The sequence below is a fragment of the Novosphingobium sp. 18050 genome (assembly GCF_902706195.1).
In the GTDB taxonomy this organism is placed as follows: Bacteria; Pseudomonadota; Alphaproteobacteria; order Sphingomonadales; family Sphingomonadaceae; genus Novosphingobium.
In genome coordinates this window covers 70170-94232 of sequence record NZ_CACSJO010000017.1, presented here as the reverse complement: position 1 = coordinate 94232, position 24063 = coordinate 70170, and the positions used below count along the sequence as shown (strand labels likewise).

The 24063-nt window shown below is 61.6% G+C and carries 25 protein-coding genes; 16 read left to right on the top strand and 9 right to left on the bottom strand.

Features of this window, described 5'->3' with window-relative positions:
* The first annotated feature begins 17 nt into the window (after nt 1-17).
* On the top strand, nt 18-2693 hold the full coding sequence (gene acnA / locus GVL61_RS16465; RefSeq protein ID WP_304621351.1) for an aconitate hydratase AcnA: 2676 nt from the start codon (nt 18-20) through the stop codon (nt 2691-2693).
* 44 nt (nt 2694-2737) lie between these two features.
* The gene (locus tag GVL61_RS16460) at nt 2738-3136 is read left to right on the top strand and encodes a cytochrome c family protein (RefSeq protein WP_159981747.1); all 399 of its coding nucleotides are present in this window, start codon (nt 2738-2740) and stop codon (nt 3134-3136) included.
* 74 nt (nt 3137-3210) lie between these two features.
* Here GVL61_RS16460 and GVL61_RS16455 read toward each other — a convergent pair whose 3' ends face one another.
* The 3 genes from GVL61_RS16455 to ligK are packed head-to-tail and all read right to left on the bottom strand — an operon-like array spanning nt 3211 to nt 5798.
* Entirely contained in the window at nt 3211-4086 is an 876-nt protein-coding gene (locus GVL61_RS16455) for an amidohydrolase family protein (RefSeq protein WP_159981746.1), read from the bottom strand.
* Nucleotides 4079-5131 carry a 4-oxalomesaconate tautomerase gene (locus GVL61_RS16450; RefSeq protein WP_159981745.1) on the bottom strand — a complete coding sequence of 351 codons (1053 nt, stop codon included), beginning with the start codon at nt 5129-5131 and terminating at the stop codon, nt 4079-4081. The genes GVL61_RS16455 and GVL61_RS16450 overlap by 8 nt, the downstream gene beginning before the upstream one ends.
* On the bottom strand, nt 5124-5798 hold the full coding sequence (gene ligK, locus GVL61_RS16445) for a 4-carboxy-4-hydroxy-2-oxoadipate aldolase/oxaloacetate decarboxylase (RefSeq protein WP_159981744.1): 675 nt from the start codon (nt 5796-5798) through the stop codon (nt 5124-5126). The genes GVL61_RS16450 and ligK overlap by 8 nt, the downstream gene beginning before the upstream one ends.
* A 99-nt stretch (nt 5799-5897) precedes the next feature.
* On the opposite strand from ligK, the gene GVL61_RS16440 reads away from it, so the two are divergent.
* The 6 genes from GVL61_RS16440 to GVL61_RS16415 all read left to right on the top strand — a co-directional run bounded on the left by GVL61_RS16440 (nt 5898) and on the right by GVL61_RS16415 (nt 11353).
* Nucleotides 5898-7058, top strand: coding sequence for a LysR family transcriptional regulator (locus GVL61_RS16440; protein WP_159981743.1), 1161 nt, complete (start codon nt 5898-5900; stop codon nt 7056-7058).
* A 107-nt stretch (nt 7059-7165) separates the two neighbouring features.
* The gene (locus tag GVL61_RS16435; RefSeq protein ID WP_159981742.1) at nt 7166-8023 is read left to right on the top strand and encodes an NAD(P)-dependent oxidoreductase; all 858 of its coding nucleotides are present in this window, start codon (nt 7166-7168) and stop codon (nt 8021-8023) included.
* A 3-nt stretch (nt 8024-8026) separates the two neighbouring features.
* Nucleotides 8027-9052, top strand: coding sequence for an amidohydrolase family protein (locus GVL61_RS16430; protein WP_159981741.1), 1026 nt, complete (start codon nt 8027-8029; stop codon nt 9050-9052).
* On the top strand, nt 9049-9459 hold the full coding sequence (gene ligA / locus GVL61_RS16425; RefSeq protein WP_159981740.1) for a protocatechuate 4,5-dioxygenase subunit alpha: 411 nt from the start codon (nt 9049-9051) through the stop codon (nt 9457-9459). Before GVL61_RS16430 ends, ligA begins: the two co-directional genes overlap by 4 nt.
* A 1-nt stretch (nt 9460) precedes the next feature.
* Nucleotides 9461-10369, top strand: coding sequence for a class III extradiol dioxygenase subunit beta (locus tag GVL61_RS16420; protein WP_159981739.1), 909 nt, complete (start codon nt 9461-9463; stop codon nt 10367-10369).
* Between the two features lie 27 nt (nt 10370-10396).
* Nucleotides 10397-11353 (top strand): Gfo/Idh/MocA family oxidoreductase, encoded by a 957-nt coding sequence (locus tag GVL61_RS16415; protein WP_159981738.1) that lies wholly within the window; start codon nt 10397-10399, stop codon nt 11351-11353.
* Between the two features lie 322 nt (nt 11354-11675).
* Here the strand turns inward: GVL61_RS16415 and GVL61_RS16410 are convergent, their stop codons facing one another.
* Nucleotides 11676-11915 (bottom strand): hypothetical protein, encoded by a 240-nt coding sequence (locus GVL61_RS16410; protein ID WP_159981737.1) that lies wholly within the window; start codon nt 11913-11915, stop codon nt 11676-11678.
* A 257-nt stretch (nt 11916-12172) separates the two neighbouring features.
* Between GVL61_RS16410 and GVL61_RS16405 the strand changes: the two genes are divergently transcribed.
* Complete coding sequence (locus GVL61_RS16405; protein ID WP_235037740.1) at nt 12173-12493, top strand: integration host factor subunit alpha; 321 nt, start codon at nt 12173-12175, stop codon at nt 12491-12493.
* Nucleotides 12494-12564: 71 nt separating this feature from the next.
* Here the strand turns inward: GVL61_RS16405 and gstA are convergent, their stop codons facing one another.
* Both gstA and GVL61_RS16395 read right to left on the bottom strand, forming a co-directional pair.
* Nucleotides 12565-13158, bottom strand: a complete 594-nt coding sequence (gene gstA, locus GVL61_RS16400; protein ID WP_159981735.1) for a glutathione transferase GstA — start codon at nt 13156-13158, stop codon at nt 12565-12567.
* Between the two features lie 90 nt (nt 13159-13248).
* Complete coding sequence (locus tag GVL61_RS16395) at nt 13249-13812, bottom strand: DUF4142 domain-containing protein (protein ID WP_159981734.1); 564 nt, start codon at nt 13810-13812, stop codon at nt 13249-13251.
* Between the two features lie 143 nt (nt 13813-13955).
* Between GVL61_RS16395 and GVL61_RS16390 the strand changes: the two genes are divergently transcribed.
* Nucleotides 13956-14381, top strand: a complete 426-nt coding sequence (locus tag GVL61_RS16390; RefSeq protein WP_159981733.1) for a DUF3597 domain-containing protein — start codon at nt 13956-13958, stop codon at nt 14379-14381.
* 98 nt (nt 14382-14479) lie between these two features.
* Here GVL61_RS16390 and GVL61_RS16385 read toward each other — a convergent pair whose 3' ends face one another.
* The 3 genes from GVL61_RS16385 to GVL61_RS16375 all read right to left on the bottom strand — a co-directional run bounded on the left by GVL61_RS16385 (nt 14480) and on the right by GVL61_RS16375 (nt 17757).
* A complete protein-coding gene (locus GVL61_RS16385) occupies nt 14480-15433 on the bottom strand; it encodes a DUF1440 domain-containing protein (RefSeq protein WP_235037739.1) in 954 nt (317 codons plus the stop codon).
* 258 nt (nt 15434-15691) lie between these two features.
* Nucleotides 15692-17101: a dihydrolipoyl dehydrogenase gene (locus GVL61_RS16380; protein WP_159981731.1), complete on the bottom strand. Its 1410-nt coding sequence runs from the start codon at nt 17099-17101 to the stop codon at nt 15692-15694.
* Nucleotides 17102-17262: 161 nt separating this feature from the next.
* Nucleotides 17263-17757, bottom strand: coding sequence for a nucleoside deaminase (locus GVL61_RS16375; RefSeq protein WP_159981730.1), 495 nt, complete (start codon nt 17755-17757; stop codon nt 17263-17265).
* A 283-nt stretch (nt 17758-18040) separates the two neighbouring features.
* Here GVL61_RS16375 and GVL61_RS16370 point away from each other — a divergent pair, with 283 nt between their 5' ends.
* From GVL61_RS16370 to GVL61_RS16345, 6 genes are all read left to right on the top strand, one after another.
* A complete protein-coding gene (locus tag GVL61_RS16370; protein WP_159981729.1) occupies nt 18041-18925 on the top strand; it encodes a formate/nitrite transporter family protein in 885 nt (294 codons plus the stop codon).
* A 114-nt stretch (nt 18926-19039) separates the two neighbouring features.
* Nucleotides 19040-19399, top strand: a complete 360-nt coding sequence (locus tag GVL61_RS16365; protein WP_159981728.1) for a hypothetical protein — start codon at nt 19040-19042, stop codon at nt 19397-19399.
* 71 nt (nt 19400-19470) lie between these two features.
* The gene (locus GVL61_RS16360; RefSeq protein WP_159981727.1) at nt 19471-19698 is read left to right on the top strand and encodes a hypothetical protein; all 228 of its coding nucleotides are present in this window, start codon (nt 19471-19473) and stop codon (nt 19696-19698) included.
* 36 nt (nt 19699-19734) lie between these two features.
* A complete protein-coding gene (locus tag GVL61_RS16355) occupies nt 19735-20175 on the top strand; it encodes a pyridoxamine 5'-phosphate oxidase family protein (protein WP_159981726.1) in 441 nt (146 codons plus the stop codon).
* 239 nt (nt 20176-20414) lie between these two features.
* Entirely contained in the window at nt 20415-22760 is a 2346-nt protein-coding gene (locus tag GVL61_RS16350) for a glycosyltransferase family 4 protein (RefSeq protein ID WP_159981725.1), read from the top strand.
* Nucleotides 22732-24042 (top strand): glycoside hydrolase family 130 protein, encoded by a 1311-nt coding sequence (locus GVL61_RS16345; RefSeq protein ID WP_159981724.1) that lies wholly within the window; start codon nt 22732-22734, stop codon nt 24040-24042. Before GVL61_RS16350 ends, GVL61_RS16345 begins: the two co-directional genes overlap by 29 nt.
* The last annotated feature ends 21 nt before the right edge of the window (nt 24043-24063 follow it).

Below are 24063 nucleotides of genomic sequence, written 5' to 3'. Positions count from 1 at the left end.
GCTCGATGGCAACGGCAATGAACAGTTTCGACGCGCGCGCGACCTTGCGCATCGGCGCACGGGAATACGAGTACGTGTCCCTTGCCAAGGCGGAAGAACGGCTAGGCAGCCTCTCCGGGCTTCCCTATTCGCTGCGAGTCCTGCTGGAGAATCTCCTGCGCAAGGAAGACGGTGTCCACGTCACGGCCGCCGATATCGCCGCATTTGCAATGCCGCCCGGACGCTCGGCCCGCGAAGTCCAGTTCTACCCGGCGCGCGTGTTGATGCAGGACTTCTCAGGCACCGCCTGCCTGGCCGACCTCGCCGCCATGCGCGACGCGATGCCTGCGCTGGGGCAGGAGCCGGGCTGCGTGAACCCTGCCATTCCGGTCCACCTCGTCATCGATCACTCGGTTATGGTCGACCATGCCGGCACCCCGCAGGCGTTCGAGCAGAACCTTGCCCTGGATTACGACCGCAACGCGGAGCGATATGCGTTCCTGCGCTGGGGGGCGCAGTCGCTCGCCAATTTCCACGTTGTTCCGCCGGGCCAGGGCATCTGCCATCAGATCAACATCGAGAACATCGCGCGCGTTGTGTGGAGCGAGGAAACCGAGAATGGCGGCACGCTGATCTACCCCGACAGCTGCGTGGGCACCGACAGCCATACTACGATGGTGAACGGCCTGGGAGTACTGGCATGGGGTGTCGGCGGAATCGAGGCGGAAGCCGCGATGCTGGGTCATCCGGTGTCGATGCTCCGACCACCTGTCACCGGATTGCGCCTGACCGGCGCCCTGCCGGAAGGTACGACCGCAACCGACCTCGTCCTCGCCGTGACGCAGGTGCTGCGCGCGACAGGCGTAGTAGGGCACTTTGTGGAGTTCTGTGGCCCCAGTCTGGCCGCCCTCCCCGTCGCAGATCGCGCCACGCTGGCGAACATGGCTCCCGAATACGGCGCCACCTGCGGCTTCTGGCCGATCGATGCCCAGACGATCGCCTATCTGCGCCTCACGGGCCGTGACGAAGCACAGGCACAACTGGTCGAAGCCTATGCCAAGGCGCAGGGCCTCTGGCGCGATCCCGAATCCCCCGAACCGACGTTCGATCATCTGTTGGAACTCGACCTTTCGTCGATCGTGCCCTCGCTTTCGGGCCCGCGGCGGCCACAGGACAGGGTTGCCTTGACCTCGCTCGCCGCCAATTTCACTGAGGGACTGCCCAGCTTCGGCGTGACCGCCGGGGCCGCCGCTCGCCATCCGGTGACGGGATCGGACTTCGACCTGGGACATGGCGATGTCGTGATCGCCGCCATTACCAGTTGCACGAACACCTCCAATCCGGTTTCGCTTGTCACGGCAGGACTTGTCGCCCGCAAGGCGCGCGCGTTGGGCATAAATTGCAAGCCGTGGGTGAAATGCTCCTTTGCGCCCGGTAGCCGGGTCGTGACCGACTATCTTGTCAGCGCGGGACTTCAGGAAGACCTCGACGCTCTCGGGTTTCATCTGGTGGGTTACGGTTGCGGGACCTGCGTGGGCAACTCAGGACCTCTGCCCGACAACCTCGGCGCGGCGATAACCGAACACGGGATCGTCGCATCCGCAGTGCTGTCAGGCAACCGCAACTTCGAAGGCCGCATCTCGCCACTCGTTCGGGCCAATTATCTCGCGTCTCCGGCCCTCGTCGTAGCTTATGCCCTTTTCGGGTCAACGGCGCGTGACATTGCCAGCGAACCGTTGGGAATCGGCACGGACGGCAGCCCCGTCCACCTGCGCGATGTCTGGCCCAGTTCAGCGGAAGTGGCCGAAATCGTGGGCCGTTTCGTCACCCGGGCCCGCTTTTCAAAACGTGCCGGGGATGTATTTACCGGCGACGCTCGCTGGAATGCGCTGCCTGCCGAAACCGCCGATCGCTTCGACTGGCAGGCCGGCTCTACGTACGTTGCCCGTCCCGACTTTTTCGATGCCATGTCGCCCGAACCGACACCGCCGACGGATATTCGCAGCGCCGCGCCCCTTGCCATCCTCGGAGATTCCATCACGACCGACCATATCTCCCCCGTCGGTCAGATCGCGACCGACAGTCCAGCCGGACGATATCTGCAAGCCCTCGGCGTCGAGCCGCGTGACTTCAATTCCTACGGCACGCGCAGGGGCAATCACGACGTCATGGTGCGAGGGACGTTCGCGAATATCAGGGTGCGCAACGAAATGCTGCCCAACACCGAGGGCGGTGTGACCCTTTACGAGGGCGAGGTCATGCCGATCCACGATGCAGCGATACGTTTCCGGGCGCAGGACGTCCCCCTCGTCATTATCGCAGGCAAGGAATACGGTACGGGATCGGCGCGAGACTGGGCCGCCAAGGGAACCGCTGCGATCGGCGTCCGCGCTGTCATCGCCGAAAGTTTCGAGCGCATTCACAGGTCAAATCTGGTCGGCATGGGTGTTCTGCCGCTGCAGTTCATGCCGGGCGAAGACCGTCACTGGGCAGGCCTAACCAGCGAAGACAGGTTAACGATAGTCGGCTTGTCCGACGTCCAGCCCGGTGAACGCGTGAGTGTTCGTGTGGATCGCTCGGATGGTTCAGCCTTTTGTTTCGATACCTTTTGCCGGATCGATACCAGCATGGAGCAGCGCTATTTCCTGAACGGAGGCATTCTCACGACCATCGCGCGGTCCTTTGCGCACGACGAAATCAGCCTGACAGCCTGATGGTTCTTCCGCCGGATAAACAAAACTGAATTTGGAAACGCACGATGAAACAGACAGCTTTCTCCCTTGCCGCGCTGACGCTTGCGGCCATTGCGGCAATAGCCGGAGGCACTGCGGCCGACGCCAAGCCGGCCGGCAATCCGTCGAAAGGCAGACAGATTTTCGTGAGATGCCAAGCATGCCACAAAATCGACGCAACCGGCCGCTCCGGCATGGGGCCCAACCTTGCCCATGTCATGGGCCGAAAGGCAGGCACCCTCACCGGATTCAGATATTCCCCGGCCATGGCCAAATCCGGCCTCGTCTGGAACGATGCCGAGCTTACCGCCTTCCTGGCGGCCCCTTCGCGAAAGGTCCCGGGCAACCGGATGCCATTCCCAGGCCTTGGCAATCCTGGCGATCGTGACGATGTCATCGCCTACATCCGCTCAGCGCCGAGGTAATCTGAGCATCATGCGGCACCGCCCCAAAAGAGCGCCGCTTGATGCCTTTCATCTGCTGCGATCAGAGTGAAGTTTCACAGCTCCTCGGGCCAATAAAGGCGCATCGGGTTGGTGACCAGCAACTTGGTCTGCAGTGCTTTCGTCGGAGCGATCCCGGGGATCATGTCGACGAGATGACCGTCGTCGGGTACGGCATCCTGCATGTTGGGATGCGGCCAGTCGGTGCCCCAAAGCACACGATCCTGGTAGTCGGCGACCAAAGGCGCGATCGCATTCGCAAACGCGTTCCACGGATCGCCAGTCTGGTCGAGGCGATCCGGGCAAGTCGCCTTGAACCAGATGTCGTCTCGGCTGTCGAGAAGCGTACGAAAGGCTTTGAGGTCCGCGCCGTCAGGACCCTGGCTCACATCGGGACGGCCCATGTGATCAATCACCAGGGGCACTGGGATCGCATCGATGAACTGCCGCAGTTCCTCGAGGATGTCCGCTTCGAAATAGATGACTACATGCCATCCCTTCGGCAGCCGCGAGGCGACGTCGAGGAACTTGTCCTTTGGGGCATCGTCCACCAGGCGCTTCAGAAAGTTGAAGCGGATGCCGCGGATGCCGCCATCGTCGAGCCGGGTCAATTCCGCTTGCGAAATCGCCGGATCGACGACCGCGACGCCCCTCGCTTTACCATTGCTTTTTGCTATGGCATCCAAGGTGGCAGCGTTGTCGGTCCCGTGGCAACTGGCCTGAACGATGACGTTGCGCGCAAACCCGAGATGATCACGCAAGGCAAACAGTTGGTCCGGCCCCGCATCCTCGGGAACATACTTTGCCTTGGTACTGAAAGGGAACTGCGCCATCGGCCCAAAGACGTGGCAATGCGCGTCGATCGCACCGGCCGGCGGAACATAGGCGGGCTTGCTCGGGCTGCCATGCCAAGAAACGATCCGATCAGACATACACTGTTCCATCCATGAGTTTGCGTGCGGTACGCAGCAGTGCCGAACTGACAACCGCGCCGGATTCTTCGGTTTCAAGCACACAGCTCATCTCGCCGGTCGGATGCTCGACCGACAGGGTCTTGCGCCGGCCGGACGGAACCTGTGCCACCTCGGCAGCGGGCGAGCCCGGGATGAGGCAGGCGGTGGCCACCGACACGGCGCCCAGCACGCCGATCGTGGCGTGAGCACGGTGCGGAATGAAACTGCGCACGGTCACGGCACCGCCGTTCCTGGGCGGCGCGACAAGCATCATCTTCGGCACTGATTTATCAGCCACGTCGCCAAGGTTCATGGCTTGTCCCACGGCCAGCCGGATCGCCTCGATCCGGGCCTTGAGCTGCGTGTCTGCATCGAGGGTGTCCCGGTCCTCATAGCCCGTGATGCCGACATCCTGCGCCTTCATCACCACGCAGGGCATGCCGTTGTCGATCAGCGTCACCGGTACGCCGTTAACCACATCGACCGCGTTGCCCGAGGGCAGCAGCGCCCCGCACGAGGAACCGGCGGTATCGCGAAACTCCAGCGGGATCGGCGCGTAGGTGCCCGGAACGCCGTCAATCGCGGCGTCGCCCCTGTAAGTCACCGCCCCGCCGGGCGTCTGCACGGTGGCCACGGCGACCTGCCCGGTGTTCTCCATGAAGATGGCGACGCGGGTTTCATCGTCGGCGGGCTCGACCAGCCCGCGTTCGATTGCGAAGGGGCCGATACCGGCGAGGATGTTGCCGCAGTTCTGCTGATCCGAAACCAGGGCCTTATCGACAAAAACCTGCAGGAACAGGTAGTTCACGTCGATACCTTCACGCGTGGACTTGCTCACGACGGCGACTTTACTGGTCAGCGGGTCCGCGCCGCCCATGCCGTCGATCTGGCGCGGGTCGGGAGAGCCCATCACGCCGAGCAGGAAAGCATCACGCTCGGCGGTGTCCGCAGGCAGGTCATCCCTGAGGAAATACCCCCCTTTAGATGTCCCTCCCCGCATCCACATGCACGGGGCTTCAGACATACTTAAGCCCTTCTTTTTCAAGACGTTCGCGCATCTTGTACATGTCGAGGCCGAGCACGCCGGAGGCCAGCTTGTCGCGCTTTTCGCCCTCGTTGGCTTCGCGGGCCTGCGCTGCAGCTAGGACTTCGGCCGCTTTTGCGCGAGGCACCACGCAGACGCCGTCATCATCTGCAACGATGACATCGCCCGGCTGCACCGCCGCATTGGCGCACACGAGGGGTACATTGACGCTACCTAGCGTGTTCTTGACCGTACCCTGGGCGTAGATGGCCTTGGACCAGACGGGGAATTCCATCTCGGTCAGATCACGCATGTCGCGCACGCCGGCATCGATCACCAGACCCCGGCAACCACGCGCGATCGCGCTGGTGGCGAGCAGGTCGCCGAAGTAGCCATCCTCGCAAGGGGAGGTCGGGGCGAGCACCATGATATCGCCTTCCTTGAGCTGTTCGATGGCGACGTGGACCATCCAGTTGTCGCCCGGCGCTGCGCTGATGGTGACGGCCGAGCCGGCGATGCGTGCGCCGCGATAGATCGGGCGCATGTAGCTGGCGAGCAGGCCGGTGCGGCCCTGCGCTTCGTGGACGGTCGCGACGCCGCACTGGGCGAGGCCGTCGATCACTGCGGGGTCCGCGCGATCGATGTTCTGGACGACGATACCACTCATGCCATGCACTCCTTCTCTTTCCCGTGAGATGGCGGACGCAGGGCCGAGGGGGAAAGAGAACTTTGGCAAGTGCGATAGGATTTGGCTAAGAGTGAAATCATGGAGATATGGAGTCTGAACCTGCGGCACCTGCGTGCCGTGGGAAAAATCGCGCGATTGGGGACGGTGAATGCTGCTGCCCTGGCCGTGAACCTCAGCCAGCCTGCGATAACACAGGCGTTGGGCCGACTCGAAGCGCAGCTGGGCCTGCCACTGTTCGAACGGCGCCACGACGGCATGATCACGACCCGCGCCGGAGAAATCCTCAGCCCCCGGATCGAGGCCGCACTGGCGCATGTCCGCAGCCCGCATGTCACGATGTCGCGCCTGCGCGCCATGCTCGCGCTGGCGGAAACCGGCAGCTATGCGGGCGCCAGCATCGCGACGGGACTGTCGCTGCCCTCGATCCACCGCGCGGTGAACGATCTGGCGCTGGCGCTGCGCCGTCCGCTGGTGGTGCGGCGCGGCAAGTCGGTCGTCACGACAGAGGCCGGCACCCAGCTCGCGCGTGAGTTCCGGCTGGCACAAGTCGAGCTGGAAGCCGGCCTCTCCGAAATCGAGGCCCTTCGCGGTCATGAGACGCGCCGCATTTCCATCGGCGCCATGCCGCTGTCCCGCGCACGGATCCTGCCTGCCGCCGTCGCCCGCTTCCTCGCCCGGCGGCCGCAAGTGCGCCTCACCATCGTCGAGGGATCGCGCGCGGAACTGGTCGAGCCGCTGCGCAGCGGCATCCTTGACGTGATGGTCGGCGCGCTGCGCGATCCGCTGGTGGAGACCGACCTCGTGCAGCATCCCTTGTTCGAGGACGTGCCCGCCGTCTTTGCCCGGCGCGGCCATCCGCTGGCGGGCACCTTGCCCGGAACCCCCATCACTCCGGCGGAAATGGCGCGCTATCCCTTCACCCTGCCCCCGCGCGGCACGCCGCTGCGCGACAGTTTCGACCGCTACTTCACCGCGCACGACCTGCCGCTGCCGCAAGTCCCGGTCGAATGCGGCTCGGTGATGATGATCCGGCAGGTGATGATGGGCGGCAATTCCCTGGCGCTATTATCGCCCGATCAGGTGCAGGTGGAGATCGAGGCCGGATGGCTCAGCGAACTCGCACGCCTGCCCGCCCAGTTCGCCCGCACCATCGGCATGACCACCCGCGCCTCCCTGCGCCCGACCGAGGTTCAAGCGGAGTTTTTCGCTGATCTGGAGGCTGCTGCGAAAGACGTTTGAGCGTGAGGTAATGACGAAAGACGTTGTCACGCATCAATTAGGCATACCTTATCGCCAATAGGCAGTTCCGATTTGTCCCGAATGCGCCATCGGGGCAGGCAGGCAACATGAGAGGTTCCATAGCCCTGATCGGTTTCGGCGAGGCCGGATCGACATTCGCCCGCGCCGCTGGCTGGGGTTCGCGCGCCACCGCCTTCGATGCCGCCCCCGCCCGCCGCGCCGAGATCGAAGCGCACGGCGTCATACCCCATGCCAATGCCGCCGAGGCGCTTGCCGGCGCCGCCATCGTGCTCTCGCTGGTGACGGCGGACCAGGCCCTCGCGGTCGCCTGCGAATGCGCCGGACTTATCGCTGCCGACGCCCTGTTCTGCGACATGAATTCGGTCGCGCCGGGCACCAAGCGCAGCGCGGCGCAGGCCTTCGCCAATGCCGGTCGGGGCTACGTCGACGTGGCGGTGATGGCGCCGGTCAACCCCGCGCATATGGCCGTGCCGCTCAACATTTCAGGGCCGGACGCCGCCGAGGCCAACGAACGCCTGCGCGAGATCGGCTTTACGAAAACCACGGTGGTCGGGGATGCAATCGGCCGTGCCTCGGCGATCAAGCTAGTGCGGTCGGTCATGGTCAAGGGCCTCGAAGCCCTGACCGCCGAGATGATGATGGCCGCCCATGCCGAGGGCGTGGCGGACGACGTTCTGGCCTCGCTCGACGCCAGCGAGAAGTCCACCGGATGGGCCGAGCGCACCGATTACAACCTTGATCGCATGATGGTCCACGGCCGCCGCCGCGCCGCCGAAATGGCCGAAGCGGCGCAGATGCTGCGCGATCTCGGCATTGCGCCGATGATGACCGAAAACACCGTGAACTGGCAGCAAATGCTGGGTGATCGCGGCATCAATCCGCCGCCCGCAGGCTACGCCGCCAAACTGGCCGCATTCCATGAAACATCGACCGGAGAGAACTGAGCCATGAGCCTCGTCATCGATTGCCACGGCCACTACACCGTGCTGCCCAAGGCGCACGACGCCTGGCGCGAGGCGCAGGTCGCCGCCTTCAAGGCGGGCAATCCGATCCCCGCCTACCCCGAAATTTCCGACGCCGAAATCCGCGAGACGATCGAGCAGAACCAGCTGAAACTCATCAAGGAACGCGGCGCCGACCTGACGATCTTTTCGCCGCGTGCCAGCGCGATGGCGCACCACGTCGGCGACCAGGCGATCTCCGAGGAATGGGCGTTCCATTGCAACAATCTTATCGCCCGCGTGGTGGCGATGTTCCCCGAAACGTTCGTGGGCGTATGCATGTTGCCGCAGTCGCCCAAAGCGGACCTGACCGCGAGCATCAAGGAACTGCGCCGCTGCGTGGAGGAACTGGGCTTCATCGGCTGCAACCTCAACCCCGATCCGGGCGGCGGCCATTTCGAGCATCCGCCGCTGACCGACGAATACTGGTTCCCGCTCTATGAGGTGATGTGCGAACTGGACGTGCCGGCGATGATCCACGTCTCGGGTTCGTGCAACCCGGCGATGCACGCCACCGGCGGCTTCTACATCGCGGCGGATACTATCGCCTTCATGCAGCTGATGCAGGGCGATCTTTTCGCGAAGTTCCCGGCCCTGCGCTTCATCATCCCGCACGGCGGCGGCGCGGTGCCGTATCACTGGGGCCGTTACCGGGGCCTTGCCGACATGCTGAAGAAGCCCAGCCTTGACGAATACATCATGAACAACGTGTTCTTCGACACCTGCGTCTACCATCAGCCCGGCGTGGACCTGCTGGCCGACGTGATCGCCAACAAGAACATCCTGTTCGGCTCGGAGATGGTCGGCGCGGTGCGCGGGATCGACCCGCAGACCGGCCATTACTTCGACGACACCAAGCGCTATGTCGACGCGCTGGACATCAGTGACGAGGAGCGCCGCGCCATTTTCGAAGGCAATACCCGCACGGTCTTCCCGCGCCTCCACGCGCAGCTCAAGGCGCGCGGGCTGTGAGCGGGCCGCGCGATATCCACGAATACCTCGGCGCGTTCGAGGATATTCCCGGCACCCGCGTCTATACCGCCGCGCGGGCACGGCAGGGCTATCACCTCAACCAGTTCGCGATGAGCCTGATGAAGGCAGAGAACCGCACCCGCTGGCTGGCCGACGAAGCCACCTATCTCGACGAATGGCCGATGACGCCGGACCAAAAGGCAGCCGTACTTGCGCGCGATTACAACCTGCTGCTGGACCTTGGCGGCAACATCTATTTTCTGGCAAAAGTCTTCTCGACCGATGGCCTCAGCTTCCTGCAGGCGGTCAGCACCATGACCGGCATGAGCGTGGAAGAATACTCGGCGATGATGAACGCCGGCGGCCGCTCGCCCGAAGGTGTGCGGTCGATAAAGGAGAACCGCTGACATGGCCCGGATCACCGCAGGCATCGCATCGAGTCATGTGCCGCTGCTCGGCGTCGCCGCCGACATGGGCAAGGACCGGGACGCCTATTTCACTCCGATCTTCGAAGGTTACGACTGGACGCGCGAATGGATCGCCCGGCCCGAAGTAAAACCCGATGTCGTGATCCTGGTCTACAACGACCACGCATCCGCCTTCGACATGAAGATCATCCCGACTTTCGCGATCGGCTGCGGCGAACGCTACAAGCCCGCCGACGAAGGCTGGGGCCCGCGCAAGGTCGCCGACGTGGAAGGCCACCCCGACCTCGCCTGGCACATCGCGCAGAGCCTGATCCTCGACGAATTCGACATGACCATCATCAACGAGATGGACGTCGACCACGGCCTCACCGTGCCGCTGACGATGATGTACGATGCGCCAGATGCCTGGCCGGTCAAGGTGATCCCGCTGGCGGTCAACGTGGTCACCTATCCGCCGCCCTCGGGCAACCGCTGCTGGGCGCTGGGCGAAGCGATCGCACGCGCCGTTCAGTCCTACGGTGAGGATCTCAACGTGCAGATCTGGGGCACCGGCGGCATGAGCCACCAGCTTCAGGGCCCGCGCGCCGGCCTCATCAATGCCGAATGGGACGCCATGTTCCTCGACGGCATGGTCGGCACCACGCAGAAACTGCGGACGATCCCGCATATCGAATACCTGCGCGAGACCGGCTCGGAAGGTATCGAGATGGTCATGTGGCTAATCATGCGCGGTGCCCTGGGGCGCGAGACACGGGCCCTCCACAGACACTACCACGTGCCCTGCTCCAACACCGCCATCGGGCACATCGTGCTTGAGCCGGTCGATGGCACGGTGCCGCCCAGCCCCACGGTGGAAGGCAACAACGCCGCCGCGCAGGCCGCGATCTGAACCCTGCAAGAATCCAAGGAGAATATCATGCGCATTGCCCTCGTGGGCGCCGGTGCCTTCGGAGAGAAGCACCTCGACGGCCTCAAGAACATCGACGGTGTCGAGATCGCTTCCGTCATCAGCCGCTCGGCCGAGCAGGCCGCCGAAGTCGCCGCCAAATACGGCGCGCCGCACTCCGGCACCGACCTTGTTGAAGCGCTTGCCCTCCCCGATGTCGACGCGGTGATCCTGTGCACCCCCACGCAGGTGCACGCCGAGCAGGCGATCGCCTGCATGAACGCGGGCAAGCACGTACAGGTTGAAATCCCGCTGTCGGACAGCTGGGCCGATGCCGAAGCAGTGGTAGCCAAGGCGAATGAAACCGGCCTCGTCTGCATGGTCGGCCATACCCGCCGCTTCAATCCTTCACACCAGTATGTGCATAACAGGATCGTCGCGGGTGAATTCGCGGTCCAGCAGATGGACGTACAGACGTATTTTTTCCGCCGCAAGAACATGAACGCCAAGGGCCAGCCCCGCTCGTGGACGGACCACCTGCTCTGGCACCACGCCGCGCACACGATCGACCTGTTCGCCTATCAGAGTGGCAGGATCGTCGCCGCCAACGTCATGCAAGGGCCCAAGCACCCGGAACTGGGCATCGCCATGGACATGTCGATCCAGCTCAAGGCAGAGACCGGCGCGATCTGCACCCTTTCGCTCTCCTTCAATAACAACGGGCCGCTCGGCACTTTCTTCCGCTACATCGGCGATAGCGATACCTATATCGCCCGCTACAACGACCTTGTGAACGGCAAGGAAGAGCCGATCGACCTGACCGGCATCACCGTCTCGACCAACGGCATCGAACTGCAGGACCGCGAATTCGTCGCCGCCATCCGCGAAGGCCGCGAGCCAAACTCGTCGGTACGCGATGTGCTTGATTGCTACCGCGTGATCGGAGAACTCGCCGCCAGCCTGGAGGCGCAGGACGGCTGGAGCTGATGGCCACGCACATCCTCGCAGGCCGGATGGTCTCGACCCAGCGTTGCAGTTGGATATTGATTTGAACTCTGAACTAATAGGTCTCCAAGATATAGAGACTGTGGATGGGAAGCGGATCGATCAACGACCCAGGAACCGTGGGCTAATTGGTTGCAGGATTTGAAGGCCGGCATGCGGGGGCTGTTTACGCAAAACGTGTAGCAGTCTCTGCAAGTTTGGTTTTCGACGGCATGCTGGGCGACGAATGGTGTAAACTAAGCCGGGTATGGCCCGTCGCCGTTTCCGGCGCCGGTGGTGAAAATCGGCTTCCCCAGAGGTCAAGCTAATCGTCGTAGTCACCATCCTCGGCCTCATCCTCGTCTTCGGACGCAAGATGCTCGAGCGGATCGAGGTCGAGTTCAGCAACAACCTCGATCGCGGTCGCCGCCACAACCACTTCTTGTCCATTGTCTAGTTCAATAACTGTCGTCTCAGGCTCCTCGCCTGCGCCGATGCGCACGACGTCGTCGCCGTCGATCTCGATTTCCTCCCCGTCGGGGGTTTCAAACGTTGCTTCTGCCATGGAATCCTCCGGTAATAGACGCCTGTCGAACTCGGCATGGTAGAATTCGTTCCGCGGTGCCGTTCGTATTTCATCAACATCAGATGCACGCCGGCTTTGGCGCCCACGTTCTGGTTCACGCGTCCTCGTACCCCATGGCAGCAACCGGCAGCGCATCGGCAATCTGCTGTTGGGAAAAGCCCTCATGCTATTCACAGTATTGTCGTTTCCGCCGCTTTGGGCCACTACGCTGCCACCAGCAGCAGGAGGGTAATGGCTTGTCAGCTACAGCGGATACCTTGACGAAAGCGGGGATCGCCGAAGCGCTTCGCCGCGATACGGCTCTTTCCCATATCGCCTCATTGGCTATCGTAGACGCAATCATCGAGCATATGCGTGCTGCTTTGGGCAACGGCGAAAGCGTGAAGATTGCCGGTTTCGGAACCTTTCTCCTGCGCGACAAAAATGAGCGGATCGGCCGCAATCCAAAAACCGGCGTGGAAGTGCCGATCGCACAGCGGCGCGTCACCACATTCCGGGCAAGCGGAATGTTGAAGGATAAAGTTGCAGGTAACCAGCTTTCAAGTGGCAGTCTCTAGGCCAGCACCTGGAAGCACCTTATTCACCCAAATAGCTCCATGCCGGTCGATTACATGCAAGCCGATCGCGGTCAGTCGAGACCTTCTTCGCTCAGCGCCTTTCGGACACCCTCCCGCTTCGACAGGCGGTCAAAATAGCTTGTGAGATTTGGCGGCAAGTCGAGGTCCACCTTACCCTTGGCCCAGAACAGCATGACGAACAGGTAGCAGTCGGCAACGCTCATTTCCGGCCCAAGGATGAACTCCTGCCCGTCGATCTGCTCTTCGAACAATGCAAAACGGTTGCCGAGTGTCTTGCGCGCAGCGGCTTTGTCCTCGTCACTCGATCCCGGTTTGAAGAATGGCGCGAACCCCTTGTGAAGCTCAGTCGAAATATAGGCCAAGGCTTCCAAAAGGCGATAGCGCCCCAGATCGCCTCCCGGCATCAGCCGGCCAGAACGGTCGGAGATGTAGGTCAGGATCGCAACATTCTCGGTGAGAACACCGCCATCGTCGAGCCCCAGCGCCGGTACGTACCCTTTGGGATTGATGGCAGCATAATCGCCGCCGTTCTCGGTCGTCTTATCCTTGAGGTCTACCTTATCCGCTTCGAACGAAAGCCCGCTCTCGGTAAGGGCGATATGATCGGCGAGACTACAGGCGCCGGGCGTATAATAGAGTTTCATGACGGTTTCCTAAATCTGCAGGGTCTGCGTCTCACGGTTGGCCCAGTGATTACCCGAGCAACGCGCGGCATCTCTCACTAATATTCCCGATCAGATGCTCTTCGCCATGTTGAGATGCGCTGCCACGGTTGGAATCAGTTTTGAAGCGAACTCCTTCAGAGACGCGACTTCGCCTCCGGCGGCATACCCCTTCAGCGTATCAAGCGCCTCTTCATGTGCGGAAACCTGAGCGGCCGCATAGGCACGGTCGAAGTCGGTGCCGGACTTGGCACCCAGTTGATCAAGCGTGGCCTTCTGTGCTGCGGACAGCGCGGCGTCCGGCGTAATGGCCGGCGATGCTGCACCTGCAACTGCCTTCAGTTGAGCCGTCGATTTAGTATGAGCCTCGACCATATCATTGGCGAAGGCCTTTATCTTGGCTGTCGTCGCCTTGGTGATCGCGAGCTTGGAGCTTTCGATCTCGAACGCATCGCTGGCCGCAGCTATGTTTGCGAAAGCCTGGCCTTTGTCCACGGCTGCCACGGCGCCGGCTTCCGCGGCGCTGCTTGGGGTTGCGACGCTGACGGCCGGCTCGACCGGCTCATCCGACTGTTTGTTGCAGCCCGCCAAGCCGAGGGCTGCCAATGATACTGCGAGCAGCAGAGACTGCTTCATGATCGTCGCTCCACGTTGAAAAGTTCCAGATGCCGGTTGAACGACCCGGCGCACGCAAACGTTCCGCAACGCCTTTCTCGCCGGAGCGTTGCCCTCTCGCAGACGTACCGCCGAAACCCGTCGGCGCCCGGCAGGAGAACGACATGAGCATCTTCGGAAACATCATGGGCAAGATCTTTCATCACGACATGACCAAGGCAGCACCCAGTCCTTCACCCGCCCCCGGGGCCATATCCCCCGCTCCGACATCTACCCCGGCGCCGCAGCCTGCTCCCGTCACAGCCACCACCCCAGCCTCAGCCGCGCAGAGCGTCGACGTCGGTGCGGTTCTCCAGGCAATGGCAGACATGAATGACGATCATGGGGGCAACTACAGGACCTCGATCGTCGACCTGCTGAAGCTCCTGAATCTCGATTCAAGCCTCGCTGCCCGCAAGGAACTCGGCGAGGAACTGAGCGTGCACGCCGGCGCCGATGGATCCGCCGAGCAGAACATCGCCCTCCATCGCGCCGTAATGGACAAGCTGGCCGAAAATGGGGGTGTGGTGCCCGACAGCTTGCGCACTTGAGAGCTGATAAAGGCTTGCCTCAGGCTTCTCGGGGATAATGATCTTCGGGTCAGCCACCAGTTCGCCGGGGGCCGCGAGGGTTTGCCAAACAACCGCCGTCAGGCTGCCCGTTTTGCGACGTCAGTAGCCTCGCGCTGTGCCTGCCGCATCGCTGCATAAGCCGCCAACGCGGCGGACCCCAGCAGCGATAGCGCATCCTCTGCAAACGCAACCGGCCGATCACTTCCGAGCGCCCGAGACAGGCGCATGCGTAAACGATAACTTATATACCCTCCGCCCAGAGCCGCTGCAGCGCCGATGCCGGCAGATAGCCATGCCCTGCCCGGCCGCGCAGCAGCGGCGCCTGATAGCGCGCCGCCCAGCGCCCGCCCGGTAAGGCCCGGCGCGGAGATACGCGCCGGAATGCCCGGCTGCTTGTCCGCAACATATTCACCGATCGCCGCCGCTCCGAGCAGGGCGCCTGTCCACTTGGAGTTAAGCAGCGCGAGAGGCGTGCCTTTGAGACCCAGTCCGCTACCTGCTGCGGCGATCGTGATCGCAGCCGGCGGAGTGAAGGTACGCTGGCCATTGGCAAGACCCAGAAGCACTGGCACCAAAACATCTTCCAGAGTGATCGTATCGATCTTTCCTTGCGGCCCTCCGTCGAACCGAGCCCGCAAAAACTTGCGCAGGCTCTCAGTGGCGAGTCCGAAAACGAGATGCGACGCATACCCGTAAAAATGAGTTCGCAGCGTGTAGCGCCAAGGTGGTTTCGCCAGACCCGAAAGCGGCACGGCGATCTGGTCGACCAATGTCGCAGCAGCGAGACCAAGCGCAAAGCCATGCCAACGCGTGACGCCGGGGCGTACTTCGGCAAGCGCGCCATATAGCGCGCCCGTCATTGTTCCCACGACATAGTGCACCGCCGTACCACCGGCTTGCCTGTCCTCTTTGCCAAGTCGCTTGCCGACGACGCGCAACGACATCGAGTCCGCCGCCAGTTCCGTCGCCGGTGGCCCTGCGCTGCCGGAAGGCTGAAAGAGCGGCGTTACCAGCGATTGGAATCCGTTCATCACCGCGGAAGCCGCAAGGCCGCTGACGGCTCCCGCTGCAGCACCGCGCTCCAGATTAATGAAGGTATTTACGGCGGAGGTAGCTGTGCGATGGGTTACTGGCATGGTTAGGTGGACCTCACATATGCACGAATGTTCTCATTTATTGACGAACATGGCGGCCCCGGGTTCCATATCGGTACCCGCCGCAGACGCAGACTGGCCGTCACGGACGCCGGGCTGCGGATCGTCACTCGCCTTTCCCGCCTGCCGCCACCCTCAGGTCCCGGCGAGAAACCCGTCGTCGCGCTCCATGGGCACTGAACTACCGACTGCCTTGCAGATCGCTCGAAAAGCAGGTTTCAGCCCCTCCTCATATGTCGGGTGGTAATATGGCAGGGCCAGCATCTGGCTCGCGGTCATGCCATGCTGAATCGCCCAGGCGAGAAGATGTGCCGTGTGTTCGGCCGCAGGCGCAGCGAGGACAGCACCGAGGAGCTTACCGTCGAGGAGGTCAGCACGGATATGCGCCAGACCATGGTTCGTCGCGAAGACCTTCGCCCTCCCCTGATCTTCGAAGGACGCGATTCCAAGCACTGTAGATGAACCCCCGGAAATGTCGCCCAACACCGCCATCGGGGGGTCCGTGAACATAATCGAAAGCGGGACCATTCGTTTTCCCGGAAGCACATCGGGATAGCGTGCCGCGTTATGTCCAGCGATAGCGCCTTCTGCTTGCGCCTCATGCAATACCGGACGACCGTGCTCGGCATCACCCGCCAGGAAAATCGGCGCAGCACCGCATTGCAAGCTGAACGGGTCTGCTTCCGGCGCACCGTGTTCGTTGAGGACTAGACCCGTCTTCTCAAGGCCCAAGCCCCTCAGGCGCGAGGGTCGACCAGCTGCGGCAAGTATGTGGTCGAAGCGTTCCGACCCTTCACTTCGACCGGACCAGGACAGAAGTACCTTGCCCGCATCGAGCTTCGCCGAAAGCTGCACTTTCAGGTGAATGGGAAACTCAGCGCAAAGGATGTGCGCCAGTTGCCCGCTCACCTCCTCATCTTCCAGGGAAGCGAGCCTATCCCCTTGATCGAAGACGTGCGTCTCGACACCAAGCCGTGACAACGCCTGCGCAAGTTCGAGCCCTAATGGGCCTGCGCCGATGACGGCGACCGAAGCCGGTAGCGTCTCCAGGTCGAAAAGCGTCTCGTTGGTGAGTACCGCCATCTTTACCGGATCGAGGAACTCGGGGATCGAGGGCGCCGCTCCCACGGCGATGACCACGGCCTTGGCTTCGACCAGGGTGCCATCGTCGATTTCCAGAGTGGTTGGTCCCGTAAATCGGGCGCGCCCTTCCCATTTCAACTCGTCGGGGATTTTGGCGATCGATTTATCCACCCCTGCAATGAAGCGGTCGCGTTCAAAGCGCAGGCGTTGCAGGACCGCTACTCCGTCAACCACCGGCTCGGCGGTGACGCCGAACGTGCGGGCATGACGGGCGCCATGTGCTGCCGCCGCTGCGGCGATAAGCAGTTTGGAAGGCATGCAGCCCACATTCGTGCAGGTCGTGCCACTGAAGCTCTCATCAATCAGCAGCGTGCTGGCGCCGTGACGGCGCGCACTGCGCTCGGCTGCCAGGCCCGCCGTGCCGGCACCGATGATTGCGACATCACATATCCTTGTGGTCATTCGTTTACCCGGATTTCTTGGCCGCCCCCATCATCAACGGCCGAGCCGACACACCGTTCCGCGCGGTTTTCCGGCTTTATGGACGTGCCTCCCGAAACGACGGGCGTGCTTAGCCGCACCAAGACCTGAACGACCGTGGCGCCAGCAGGAGGCATAGCGGCTCAGATGTTACCCTGATCTTTCAAGGGGACATCGTCGTCCGGTCCGAAATAGAGCCCGGCGCACTCTTCGGCCAGGCAGCCGCCTTCAAGGATCAGGTCCTCGCGCCAGGCGTCGCGAATGAAGTCCATGGTATCGAGGTGCCGGTCCTCGAAATACATGGAGTGGACGTCCTCCCGGCCAGCCCCATAGACGATACGGCCAACCTTTGCCCAGATCGAGGCCATCGTGCACATGCCGCAGGGCTGCAGCGTCGAGTAGAGCGTTGCACCGCGCAGATCCATGTCGCTGTGGGCAGCGCCGCCCCGGCGAAAAGCCACCATCTCGGCATGGGCGGTCGCGTCGTTTTGTTCTTCCGTTTCATTGACCGCGCTCGCCAGCATCCGACCCTCCATGACGACGACTGCTGCGATCGGGGTGTCCCGGGGGCTCGTGCCTTTCTGCCGTGCGAGGTCGATCGCCAGGCGCATCCATGAACGGTCTGCATCATCGATCATCTCGCCGCCTCCTTTTGCGAAATTGCATTTCTCGACCGAACTGACGTTCTTCGGCGCCTGCGGTTCCAGAAGCGCTGCGCAGCACGGGAAGATTTCTGCGCACCGCTGATCCCTTGAAGACGCACCTTTGGCTTTCTCAGCGCGCCCGGACTTCCCCGGAACACAAGACCAATCGGCGCGCTCTTCAAGCTGGCAGTTCGGGCAATTGCCGGAAGGAATGGGCCAGCCACCTCGGACGCAATTTGCGATACCGTCACCAGAGAGGCTTTGGGAAGATGACCAGATGACCAGACGACCCGGCGGTTCGGCACCGCATGACGGCGGCAATCCGCATCAGGACGATCACGAGCCGGACGAGAGCCTCGACGCCCAGGAAGCCAGAGACGTGCAGGATCGCCGCGCCAGTTCCAGCAAGATCGTCCACGAAGTCGTGCGCCTGCAAGGCGAGGAGGAACTCGCCAGGCCCATGCTCGCGCTGTGCCTGTCCGGCCTTGCCGCCGGCCTTGCGATCGCCCTTTCGCTCATGTGCGAACTGTTCCTTCGCAGTCATCTCCCCGATAGCGACTGGGCACCCCTGATCTATTTCCTGGGATATCCTATCGGATATGTCATCGTCATCATGGGGCGGCTGCAACTCTTCACGGAAAGCACCGTCACAGCGGTCCTGCCGGTTGCGACTTCTCCAACATGGCGCAACTTCGGCCGCCTCTCCCGGCTCTGGATATGCGTACTCGCCGGCAATCTCGTGGGAGTGACCCTGGTCAGTGCGCTGATGGCCAGCGAAATCATCATTACCCACGAGCAGAGGCTGATCGCGCTCGACATTCTGGACAAGCTGGAACTGCAGCATTGGTCGCGGACATTGACGCTGGGCATTCCTGCCGGCTTCATCATGGCTGCCATAGCGTGGGTCCTGCCCAATTCTCGCGGCAGCGAATTCTGGGTGATTTTCTCGCTCACCTACGCCATTGCACTGGGGGGCTTCGCGCACGTCGTCACGGGTTCATCCCAAGCCACCTTCCTGTGGCTGAGCGGGAGCATCGGGTTCTCAGAGGCCTGGCTCGAATTCACTCTACCGGCGCTGCTGGGCAATATCATCGGCGGAACAGGGCTGTTCGCTGTTCTGGCGCACGGACAGATGCGCAGCGATCTGAGCGCTGATCCATAAACCGGCTTCGCATCCGCAGGACTTTCCAAATACGACTGGGGAATGGAACCACGATGACAGTTGCAACCTCGCCCACGTCTTCGGCGTTGCCCCTGCTCCATCAGGAGTGATCCCATGAAGCCTTCTTTTTTCCTCCTCGTCGCCCTCGCCGGCGTTGCTGCCTGTGGCGGTCCGAAAGAACAGGCCGGCAAAAAGCAGGACGAAGCCGCTGCCACCGCTGCTGGTGTCGAATACACCGGTTCAGGCCCGGCCGAACGGGCGGGCAAGGTCCAGGACGAGGCGGATGCTGCATCCCGCAAAGCAAAGAACGCATCGGCCGATGCGCTGAAGGCACAGGCCGGTAGCGTAAAAAAACAGGCGGATGTGGCAGCAGAGAAGCTCGAAGAAGAAGCCGAACGCGTTCGAGCCGCGGCGAAAAAGCGCGCTGATGATCTGAAGCAGGAAGCCGATGCAATCAAACAAAGCGCCAATTGAGGCGGCGGCGCATCGCCCTCTCTTCGGAACTATCGGCGAGCACCGCCTTTTTGACTAAAAGGAGATTTCAAATGATTGGCAAGATTATCGGAGCAGTCGCCGGCAACCAGGCCGCCAAGCACGTACAGGGCATCGATGGAACCGGCGGCGCCGTATTGGGCGTTGTGGCCACGTCCGTGCTGAAGCGCCTGGGTCCGGTTGGCCTCGTTGCAGCGGCCGTCGGCGGCTACGCTCTGAAGCGGTACTCAGATCGCCGCCGCGCCGCGCAGCCTGCATTTACGGGAGCGGAGCATCCGTAAGAAGAACGCGTCTAACCTGGATAGGAGGAAAATGCGATGACCCGAACGCTTGCTGATCTTTCGAAGAAAATGCGCGACATCGACTTTACGATGCTGTCGACATCATCCAGCGGCGGAGCCATCGCTGCGCGACCGATGAGCAACAACCGCGAAGTCGACTACGCGGGCGAATCCTGGTTCTTCACCCAGGACGATACGCGCATGGTGACTGACATCGCTGCCCACCCCCGCATCGGTCTGAGCTACCAAGGCAATTTGGGCCTCCTCGGCATGCGGCCATTTTTCCTTCACGTCGAAGGCGATGCGGAACTTATCCGAGATAAAACCCTGTTTGCCGATCACTGGACCAAGGGCCTTGAACGTTGGTGGCCGGAAGGCATCGACACTCCGGGTCTCATCCTGATCAAGGTGTTGGGTGAGCGCGTGCATTACTGGGATGGCGAAGAAGAAGGGGAGTTGGTCATTCCACCCCGCTAACGTTATAGTAAAAATGACGACAGCGGGATTCAGCGCGTTGTAAAACCTTGGATTTTCGAGCAAACTAAAAATTAGAAAGAAACTCAAGAAACCGTTATGAACAAAAGTGTTCATATCCTGTTCAGCCACCACATCTTTCATCCTACCCCATTTTGCATCGCAACATGAAACCGAATTGGTCGGCGGGAATTGAACCTTAATACGGTTCAATTTTCGCTATCGGAGCAAGTATGGCTCACATGACCTATTTTCCCACCTCCAACGATTCTGATAGCGCAAACGGCCTCGCCGACGTTCATTCCATCTTTGAGGGCCTTTCCCCGGCCCCCAACTGCTCGATGCGCGTCGCCCTTGTCGGCAGCTTTGCACCTCGCAAGTGCGGCATAGCGACGTTTACGACCGATGTGTTTGAGCAACTTCGCCGTTATTACCCGGACATAGGCGTTGACGTTCATGCCCTTGACGATCCGGAGGCGCCTCTGGACTATCCCGGAGTGGCCGGGGTTATCGCCAGCCAGAATCCTGAATCCTATATGACGGCAGCCCGGAAAATTAATGAATCCGGGGTGGATGCGGTTTGGCTTCAACACGAATATGGCATTTTCGGCGGGCCTGATGGCGAAATGGTGGTAAGCTTCATCGACAGACTTGCAGCACCGCTCGTAATCACGCTTCATACAGTGCTAAGCGCGCCATCCGATCGGCAACGTACGATCCTGCGCCATCTTGTAACGCGGGCTTCGCGGATCATGGTTATGTCCCGCCATTCTCGGGATTTACTGGAACGCGAATATGGCGCCCCCAAACACATCCTTGAAATCATCGATCATGGCGCGCCTGATCGTCCGTTCGGTCGGCAGGCAGAATTCAAGGATCGACTGGGCCTGACCGGCCGTAAGGTGCTCATGACTTTCGGACTGCTAGGGCCTGATAAGGGATTGGAGCATGCCATCCGGGCAATGCCGGCCATCGTGGCGCGACATCCAGATGCATTATACCGCATCGTTGGCGCCACCCATCCCAATCTGGTCGCGCGCGAGGGCGAATCTTATCGAGAAACGCTTATCACGCTCGCCGAGCAATTGGGAGTCGCCGAAAACATCACTTGGGACAACCGCTTCGTTGATACGCCGGACCTGCTCGACCAGTTGGAAGCTTGCGACATCTATCTCACCCCTTACCCCGGCCTGCAACAATCCACTTCGGGAACCCTCAGCTATGCTGTCGCAATGGGGAAAGCCGTAGTTTCAACACCTTATGTCCACGCCCGCGAACTTCTTGCGCAGGATGTCGGCCGATTGATCGATCCCCATTCCAGCCAGGCAATTTCGGACGCGGTAAGTGCTCTATTCGACTCTCCGCAGGAAATGGCGGCCCTGCAACGGCGCGCGTATGCTCGTGGCCGCGAAACAATCTGGCCTCGTTTTGCGGATGCGTCGGCACGGCTCGTTGCCGCCGCGCGGGTAGCCGAGGCCAAGGTTCCCGCGCCCACGGCAGTTCCCGATATCTCGGCTGTGCTCGCAATGAGCGATGCAACCGGAATGCTCCAACATTCTGTCGGCGTGGTGCCTGACAGGCGGCATGGCTATTGCCTGGATGACAATGCGCGCGCGTTGATGCTGATGAACATGACGCGAGGACTACCTGCTGCCGAGCTTATGAAATGGAGCCTCGTTTATGCGGCTTTCATTCAATCGGCCTGGAACCCGGACCTTGGTCGATTTCGCAACTTCATGCGTTTCGACCGAACCTGGTGCGAGGATGAAGGCTCGGAAGATGCGAACGGCCGCGCTGTCTGGTCCCTCGGCCATGCCTATGAACGGGCACCAGACAAAGGCGTCGCGCAGTGGGGCCTAGGCCTTTTTGAAGAAGTCCTTGCGTCTATCGATGCGCTGGAATCGCCGCGCGCCATTGCTTTCAGCATGCTCGGCGCCTGCGCCGTGCTGCGACGGGATGCAGATCACGAAGCCTCCCGCAAATTTTTGGAAAGAGGCGGCGAATTTCTCATGCGCCTGCTTGCCGATGGGCGCCGCCCGGACTGGGCTTGGTTCGAGGCGGTCCTAGGGTACGACAACCCTCGTCTGTCGCAGGCATTGATAGAGTCAGGCGCGGTACTCCGCCGTGGGGCCTGGACAAGTGCGGGTCTTGAAACCCTGCGATGGATTTGCAAGCAGCAGGTTTCCGCCAAGGGCCACTTCCGCCCCATCGGTTCCGAGAGCTTTAACCGCGAACATAGCTACTTGCCCTTTGACCAGCAGCCCCTGGAAGCGCAGGCCGCGATTGATGCCGCACAGTCTGCCTGGGCTGCCACCAACGATCAATTCTGGCGCGAACATGCCTTGGTATCCTGGCGCTGGTTCTTCGGTGGTAACGATCGCGGCGCCGTTCTGGCCGACCTTGCCACGGGGCGGTGCCGAGATGGCGTGACGCCGCGGGGAGCAAACACCAACTGCGGTGCAGAATCGATCCTGGCCTTCCAGTTGTCGCATTATGCGTTTATAGCTTTCGCCCAAGAGCCGGTAACATCGGCCCCACTATCGCGGGAAGGAATACCGCTTGAACCGGCCCGAGAACGCTTGGTCTGAACCGCTTCGCATTTTTGACACGCGCCTGCACGCCGATCCCGCGCGAGTCGTGTTGCGACCTTTTCACTTGGGCTGGCAGGCTAAAAACGCACCGGGCGGGCGGGCCCTTCGATTGGTAGCGGACGTTGCTGCGCTGGCAGAACCGCGCGCCGCTGCGGAATACGAGCGTGTGCTACGGGACTTCAAGGAACGGCACTGGCAGACCGAGCGCATCTTCGCAGATCGTTTTGCAGAGGTCGCAGCCAATCTCGGTCTTGATCCCGAAGCATTCTCCGAAACCAAGCGGAGGCTCATCGGCTCATATTTCTGCCACGAATATACGTTTGCAGCGGCTGCGCTGATGAACCCTTCCATTGTTCCGTCACCGGACCAGTCAGGGCTTAATAAAGGCTGCCTGCGCTTTATCATGTCGCTACGCGCTGTTGGTGAAGGGCACATCAGTTCGATTGCATTTCGCGAAGGAGTGGTAGAACCCAGCGGTGAATTCTGCCTCTGGCCGCAAGCCTCCTTCGCAACTTCGGTAGAGCTTGACGAAGAGGACCAGTTCGACGCCGACGGAACCGTGTCCGTCCATCGTCACGTCGACTCGAGTCTTTCAAATACGGTCATCTTTCCTATCACCGAGCAACAAAGCGGTGGACTGGAGGATTTGAGGCTTGTCCGGTTCGATCATGGCGGCGGCGACTTTGAATGGGTGGGAACCTATACCGCCTATTCCGGCAGTTCCATCCGCTCCGAACTGCTGCGGACGCGCGACTTTCGCAAGTTCGACCTCGAACCCATCCGCGGGAAAGCTGGGCGTAACAAGGGCATGGCGCTGTTTCCCGAGAAGATAGACGGCAGTTTCGCAATGGTCGGACGGCAGGATGGGAAGAACCTTTTCCTCCTTCGGTCCAATACGATAGACCACTGGGACGACGAAGGCGTCTTACTGATGGAGCCCAAGTACCCCTGGGAATTCATTCAGATCGGCAACTGCGGCAGCCCGATCCTGACCGACGAAGGTTGGCTGCTGTTTACACACGGTGTCGGCGCGATGCGCAAATATTCGCTGGGCTGCGCACTGCTCGACAGGGACGATCCCAGCAAGATACTGGCGCGGAGCGTTGAACCTGTCCTCACTGCCGAAAATGCCGACCGTTCCGGTTACGTGCCCAACGTAGTCTATACCTGCGGTGCACTTAAAGTGGGGGAGAACCTGCTACTGCCCTACGGGATCTCGGATAGTGCGGTAGGGTTTGCTACGTGCGGAATTAAGACATTGCTTGAAATGATGGAATAAGCGCAATCGTCCTGAATTCAT